Source organism: Streptomyces sp. NPDC007088, from assembly GCF_042869355.1.
In the GTDB taxonomy this organism is placed as follows: domain Bacteria; phylum Actinomycetota; class Actinomycetes; order Streptomycetales; family Streptomycetaceae; genus Streptomyces.
Genome location: NZ_JBIAFO010000032.1, coordinates 43,804 through 50,267, shown reverse-complemented (window position 1 = coordinate 50,267; position 6,464 = coordinate 43,804). Strand labels below are relative to the sequence as shown.

The following is a 6,464-nucleotide window of genomic DNA, read 5'->3' as shown; positions in this document are numbered from 1 at the left end:
CCGGTGTCTGGAGGCGGGCCCGGCGTCCTGGTGTGACGCCCGTGGGCCCGGGTCCGGCGCTCGGCTCCCCGGTACGTCACCCACCATGGGCAACGACTGTCCGCCCTGGCAACCATGTGACCTGCGAAGACACTTCGTAGACGGAACCCGCGCCGACGGCCGGCCCCCACACCACAGCGCCCGTACGCGAACGGCCACTACTAACCGGCCCGGTCTATGACCCACGTCCTGTGCCCCACCCCACAGGACGGCGGCGCTTTTCCCCGGGCCGGGACACCGAGACATCGGCACTCAGCGACACGGCGCACACACACAGCCACCCCTCGAAGGCACACATCTTGTCCAGCCAGCCCACACGACAAGCCAAGAAAGGCGTGGGCCGGGGAACGGGCGCAGAGAGAGGGCGCGGCAGGATGGCCACGGCGTCGTCCCGAGGAGGAGCCAGGACACCAGGCCCACCAAGCCCCCGGCCGGGCGAGACCGCTGCGGTCATCCGGCCGCCGGGCCGGGGGCCAGGAAGTCCCAGGCCGCGATATCGCGGTAGCGCATCGGGCCGGGGCCACGGCCGATGTTGCTGCCGACCAGATGGAGGCGTTCGGCCGGCCAGTCACGGCCGGAGAACAGGGCGAGCCCGGCGGCCGCCTCCACCACGGCACGCTGCTCACCCCGGCGGGAGCGGGCCAGCGTCAGGTGGGGACGGAACGGGCGGTCCACGAACGAGACACCACATTCCCGCACCACCGCCCGGACCTCGGTGGCCAGCAGATGCAGCCCGGCGCGGTCTCCCTCGACCCCGCTCCACAGGACCCGGTCGTCGAAGTGGCCGCCCCCGCGCAACGCCAGCCGCAGACCGCTGCGCCGCGCCGCGAGCGCTGCCAGCGGGGGCATGAGGAGCGGGACGGTCGCGACCGGGTGCTCGCCGAGGAAGGCCAGGGTGATGTGCCAGTCCTCGACGCGATTCCAGCGCATGTGTGGAAACGCGTCGGTGACCGGCCGCAGTGCCCGGGTGAGCTCCTCCTTGGCTTCGTCGGGCGGAGCCAGCGCCAGGAACAGACGAGTCGTCGCGGTGCCGGGCAGCCCGTCCGCGAAGGGCTCGGGGCGGGCGGCTTCGGGCGGTTCTTGCACCCGCCCACCGTACCGACCGCTCACGGGCGCCCTCCCGCAGGACCGACGGTCCTCTCAGCAGTCCGCGTCGCGCACCTGTGCCCGGTCACCGAGGGGTGGCATCCGTCGGGTTGGTCAGTCGCCCTCCGGTACCTCGATGATGCTGCCGTGCCGGTCGAGGGTGTGGTCGCGCCAGTAGACGTCCCACTGGTCGTCGACCTTCCGCGGCACCTTGCCCTTCGGGTAACGCACGTACCCCTTCGGCGGTTCCTGTTCGTCAGCGACGCACGCGGAGCCGGTGGCTCCCACCGTCATGACGGGGTACTCGCCCCCGCTGCAGATGGCCTCCTCGTAAGCACACCCGGTCAGGGACAGGACCGCGGTCACACCGGCCAGGGCCATGGCCACGGACGGCCGGAGCAGGGTTCTTCCGCATACGGTGGTGCGACGGTGGGCGCTGAAGGGGGTGGACATCGAGGTCTCCTGTCGGTCGGTCCGTCACCCTCTACGCTTCCCTGTCACGTTCCCGGTGCCCTGAGCGGACGTACTCACGACCGGCGCCACACGTACTCACTCACTCACTGGACACCCCCCTCTCGACCGCCCGTCGCCGAGCCCGTCCGAACGTCTCCCCGAACGGCGCGCGCCGCGAGCCGCGCGGAGCCGCACCGCCTGGCCCACCGCCTGGCCGGTTACCGTCGGTCAGGATTCGGCGACCCACGCGTGAGCGCCGCTGTACTCGTTCGCCGCACTGGTCTGCCATGCCTGTTCCCAGCTACCGGGGTCCCGGGAGTGGTAGAGGCTCTCGGGGCTGTCGGGCACTGAGCCCCAGGGCAGGTCACCGCGGCGATGACGGCCGGAGCGGCTGGAGTCGACGGCCGCCGGGCGCGCCGCGAGCCGGCCTTCAGCGGCCAGCGCCTGTGCTCTGAGCAACAGGACCCTGATGTTGATCCCGAGTTCGTCCGCGACCGTCTGCAGGTCGAGACCGGACTGCCAGCTCCATTGCAGCACGGAGTCCATGCTGGCCGACCAGGTGACCGGATCGCCCGGACCGGGCACGGGGTCGGTGACGCTGACGGGGACGTAGGCCGCGGTCTCCGGCGCGGGAGGCTGCGGCTGGTCTCGCTGGGAGAGGAGCGAGGGCTCCGCGGGCGGGGGCGGCTGTTCGCCCTCCGGCGGCTGTGCGGCGGGCTCGGGCACCGGGGGGCCGGGGCGAGCGGCGAGGAATTCCTCGGCGACGGTGCGCGCGTCGCTCTTTCCCACTGTGCGTCGTGCGACACGCACTTCCCGCTCCTGCAGACCCATCAAGTCGGCGACGGCCCCGTCGCTGCCCACCGTGACGGCGAACGCGGCGAGCGTCCGGGTCCGTTCGGCCTGGGCCTCGTCGAGGACGGCCTGGGCTTGGCGCACCCTTTCGTCACTGCCGCAGAACGCCTCCGCCAGGCGGGTGTTGCGCTCCCATACTTCACGTAGTTCCACGCGCGCATCAACGTTTCTGCAGCCCACCCGACACCCGCTCCGACATCGCATCACTCAAAGGGGTTACTCGGCACGAGCTGTCGATACGGCATGACCGATCGGCTGTGTCGTCCGAATTGACTGCGGCGTGACGAGCGGGAGTCGCTGTGCCGGCCGCGTCGGATCGTCTCATGGAGCGTGGTCCCGGCGTGTGAGGGACGGGTCGGGGCGGCGGACTGTCCGCTAGGCTGACCTCCGCTATGCGTGCTGAGACTGACCTGCGGAAACTGCTGAGTGGCCTGAGCCCGGAGCTCAGGCCGGGCCGTTATGTCTTCGCCTTAGCCGAAGCGGGTGTTCCACCGGGGCTCGCGCCCGTCGTCACGGTCGCCGAGCGGGAAGGTCTGACGCTGGTCGTCCCTGGTGAGGACGCCGATGCGACCGGGCTCCCCTACGACTACGTGGCGGCCTGGATCACGTTGCGTGTCCATTCCGCCCTGGACGCCGTCGGGCTCACGGCCGTTGTCGCCCAGGAACTCGCCGCGGCGGGGCTGAGCTGCAACGTCGTCGCCGGGTTCCATCACGACCATCTTTTCGTCCCGCATGAGCGAGCAGCCGAGGCGGTCGCCCTGCTGGAGGACCTCGCGGAGCGGTCCGCATGACCTCTCCCGCGCGGGGCCCTCCGCCCCGGTCCGGGGCTCAGCGGTTCAGTGGACGGCGAGGGCCGGGTCACTCACGCCCGGCTGACCGGTCTCGACGTGTCCGGCGAGGCGGCGCAGGAACGTCGCGTCCTGGTCCGAGACCACGGACAGGTCGTACCAGCCTCCGCTGGACTTCGGGTCGATCCGATGGACGACTTCGGTGCCGGGGCGCACCGTGAGGGTCTGCTTCCTTCCGTCGTAGGCGTTGGTGACGGTCAGACGGCACGTCGAGGTACCCGCGTTGCCGAGGGTCAGCTCGACGTGGCCCGCCGGAAGGTGGCGGGCGCCCACCTCCGGCCCTGCTTCTCGACCCGGGGCCCTGAAGGCGCGCAGGAACCCGTTCGGCCCGTGCACCGTCAGGTCCACGACTCCGGCGGCGTAGGCCGTGTTCCAGGTGTCGGAGATCTCCTTGGCCGCCTCCGTGGTGTACGTCCACGGCCCGTCGGTGCGATTGCCCGCGGTGACGTGGAAGCACGCGCCCGCCTTGGGGCCGCCGCTGAAGGTGAGGCCGAAACGGCCGGTGTCCGGCGTGGCGGTCCCGCCCACGTGCGGCTCGTAGGCCAGCGGGCGGGTCGGGCGGGTGCCCGGTTCCTGGCGTGGCAGCGCGGGGTCGGCCGGGGGCCTCGGGACGTAGCTGGGGTGGCGGTCGCGGGCGGGCGGGCTCGTACGCCTCGGTGCCGGGCAGCGCGACGGGCCAGGTGTCGCCCAGCGAGAAGTCGAAGGCCGAGGTCCGGAGGGAGGTGTCGTCACCCACCGGTCCCGCCGCGTGTGCGAGGGGCCGTCTTGACGTCGGCCGGTTCCTGCTCGGCGGGAGGGGCGTGACGTGCGGGGGCCTGCCTCCCGGCAGGGCCGGGAGACACGACGGGCTCGCGTCGGGAGCATCCTCGTCAGAGGACGTCCAGCGGCTGCTTTCGGGTGGGCGGGGGGAAGGCCGCGTCCAGGGTCCGGAGGTCCTCGTCGGTGAGGTGCAGATCGAGCGCCGCCCGGTTGTCCTCCACGTGCGCGACGGTGGACGCCTTGGGAATGGCGATGACGTCGTCTCGCCGCAGTACCCAGGCCAGTGCCACCTGGGCCGGTGTCCTTCCGTGGGCGGCCGCCACGTCACGCAGCGCCTCGTGCCCGAGCAACCGGCCCTGTTCGACCGGTGAGTACGCCATCACGGGGATCGCCAGTTCCCCGCACCGGGGGAGCAGGGAGTACTCGGGGCCGCGGCGGGTGAGGTTGTAGAGCACCTGATCCGTCTGGAGGCCCGCTCCTTCGGGCAGGTCGGCGAGGTCGTCGACATCGAAGTTGCTGACCCCCCACGCCCCGACGCTGCCGTCGGCCACGAGTGCTTCGAGCGCCTCGACCGTCTCGGCGAGCGGCACCGCGCCACGCCAGTGCAGCAGGTAGAGGTCGATCCGGTCGGTGCCCAGGCGACGCAGGCTCGACCGGCAGGCTGCGACGGTCTTGCGGGCGTCGGCGTTGGACGGCAGCACCTTGCTCACCAGGAAGACCTCGTCGCGGCGGCCGCGGATCGCCTCGCCGACCAGTTCCTCGGCGGAGCCGTTTCCGTACATCTCCGCCGTGTCGATCAGCGTCATCCCGAGGTCGACGCCTCTGCGCAGCGCGGCGAGTTCGTCGGCACGCCGTGCGGGGTCGTCCCCCAGGCGCCAGGTGCCCTGCCCCAGAGCGGGCACCGCGGCTCCGGAAGGGAACGTCACTGTCCGGACCGCTGGCATGCGCATCCCTTTCGGTTCGGCTTCGGCAGGAGTTCGGGGGTCGTGGGAAGAAGGAACTCCGGACCAGGGTCCCAGGCCACTGGAGCGCGCGCACGTCCGTGCCCGTCAGGAGGTGGCGGGCCGGCACACGGTCCGGGCGAGTTCCTCCCGCAGGCCCTGGTGGCACCTTCGTCAGTGGTGCCCGCCGGATCGCGTCGGCGGTGTCCGCGGACTCGGACCGCTCCGCACCGAGGCGGCCGGCCGGTGCGGGAAGTCCGGTGCGGGAAGTGGTTCCCGGGGCATTTGTCCGGCCGTGGACGCACACTGGAGAGTGCGCGTCACCGTCAGGGTCGTGCGGGTTCTAGCCCATGGAGGCTTTCCATGCTGAACGCCATCGCGGATGTGTTGCGCAGTATCGGTGGTGCCGTCGCCACGCTGGTCACTCTGCCCTTCCGTGCGGTCGCACGGCTGTTCGGCGGGGCCTCGGCCAGTACGCGTGGACGGCACTGACCGGCAGACGCCACAGACCAGAGGCCGGGCCGGGCCGGTTCTCATCCGGCGCCCGGCAGCCGGACCTCCACCGTCCCGTCGTCGCGCACGCGGGTGAGGAAGGACGGCTGCGGGGCGGTCGCCGGGCCGCGGACGTTCCCGCCGTCCGACAAGCGGAACACGCTGCCGTGCCAGGGGCATTCCACGCAACCGTCCCGCACCGCGCCCTCGGAGAGCGGACCGGAGAAGTGGCTGCACCGGTCGGCGAGGACGTGGATCTCGCCGCCCGTCTGGCGGACGACGAGGAGGGGGACCTCGCCCAGTTCCCGGCGTACCGCCCGGCCGACCGGGAAGTCCTCCACCCGTCCGACGGGCTGCCAGTCCGGGCTCAGCAGATGCGCCACCGGCTCCGCCTTGTTGGCGCCCGCCGCCTGCCGGTAGGCGAGGTGGCCCCCGATCATGCCGCCGGCGCTCACCGCGAGGAGTCCGGCGAGGCCGAGAGATTTGCCGAGCGCCTGCCGCTCGCGGCCACGGGCCACCCAGGAGGCGGTGTACAGCCCCACGCCCGCGATGTTCGCCATGGCATGCACCAGCCCGGTACGCATCTGCTGCTCGTGCTGCTCGGCCCAGTCCACCCAGCCGGCCAGGCTCGCGGGGCCGGCGGCGAGGACGCCCGTGCCCACCAGCACGCGGGCCGCGCGCCCCGTGCCCGGTACGGCGTCCAGCACCGACGCGGAGATCCAGGCGCCCATGGGCACCTGCACGAGGACCGGGTGCAGGGGATGCCCCAGCGGGAGGCCGTGCAGCACATCGCGGTACCTGCCCAGGGGCAGGCCCCGGACGACTCGCTGCACACGGCCGACGGCGCCGTCGAGTCGCGAGGCGTCGCCCAGCGCGTCGAGGGAGCGCAGCAAGGCGGCGCCGGCACGGGCGAGAGCGCCCTCGGGCCGACCCTCGCCCGAGGTGGGTACCGCTGGTTTCCAGGACATCGGGGAGAACGGCATGGTGTCCGGTT

The 6,464-nt window shown here is 72.3% G+C and carries 7 protein-coding genes and 1 pseudogene; 2 read left to right on the top strand and 6 right to left on the bottom strand.

What is annotated here, in order from left to right:
• Nucleotides 1-489: 489 nt before the first annotated feature.
• From thpR to ACFYMP_RS30595, 3 genes are all read right to left on the bottom strand, one after another.
• Nucleotides 490-1,125, bottom strand: a complete 636-nt coding sequence (gene thpR, locus ACFYMP_RS30605; RefSeq protein WP_388863648.1) for an RNA 2',3'-cyclic phosphodiesterase — start codon at nucleotides 1,123-1,125, stop codon at nucleotides 490-492.
• 114 nt (nucleotides 1,126-1,239) lie between these two features.
• Nucleotides 1,240-1,578, bottom strand: coding sequence for an SCO0607 family lipoprotein (locus ACFYMP_RS30600; RefSeq protein WP_388863646.1), 339 nt, complete (start codon nucleotides 1,576-1,578; stop codon nucleotides 1,240-1,242).
• A 228-nt stretch (nucleotides 1,579-1,806) separates the two neighbouring features.
• Complete coding sequence (locus tag ACFYMP_RS30595) at nucleotides 1,807-2,583, bottom strand: hypothetical protein (protein ID WP_388863644.1); 777 nt, start codon at nucleotides 2,581-2,583, stop codon at nucleotides 1,807-1,809.
• 239 nt (nucleotides 2,584-2,822) lie between these two features.
• On the opposite strand from ACFYMP_RS30595, the gene ACFYMP_RS30590 reads away from it, so the two are divergent.
• A complete protein-coding gene (locus ACFYMP_RS30590; RefSeq protein ID WP_388863642.1) occupies nucleotides 2,823-3,221 on the top strand; it encodes an ACT domain-containing protein in 399 nt (132 codons plus the stop codon).
• 45 nt (nucleotides 3,222-3,266) lie between these two features.
• Here ACFYMP_RS30590 and ACFYMP_RS30585 read toward each other — a convergent pair.
• Nucleotides 3,267-3,990, bottom strand: a pseudogene (locus ACFYMP_RS30585) (phospholipase domain-containing protein); the annotation flags it as partial.
• Between the two features lie 157 nt (nucleotides 3,991-4,147).
• Nucleotides 4,148-4,981, bottom strand: coding sequence for an aldo/keto reductase (locus tag ACFYMP_RS30580; protein ID WP_388863640.1), 834 nt, complete (start codon nucleotides 4,979-4,981; stop codon nucleotides 4,148-4,150).
• A 360-nt stretch (nucleotides 4,982-5,341) separates the two neighbouring features.
• Here ACFYMP_RS30580 and ACFYMP_RS30575 point away from each other — a divergent pair, with 360 nt between their 5' ends.
• The gene (locus ACFYMP_RS30575; protein ID WP_388863638.1) at nucleotides 5,342-5,470 is read left to right on the top strand and encodes an LPFR motif small protein; all 129 of its coding nucleotides are present in this window, start codon (nucleotides 5,342-5,344) and stop codon (nucleotides 5,468-5,470) included.
• Nucleotides 5,471-5,511: 41 nt separating this feature from the next.
• Here the strand turns inward: ACFYMP_RS30575 and ACFYMP_RS30570 are convergent, their stop codons facing one another.
• A complete protein-coding gene (locus tag ACFYMP_RS30570; protein WP_388863636.1) occupies nucleotides 5,512-6,453 on the bottom strand; it encodes a Rieske 2Fe-2S domain-containing protein in 942 nt (313 codons plus the stop codon).
• Between the last annotated feature and the right edge of the window lie 11 nt (nucleotides 6,454-6,464).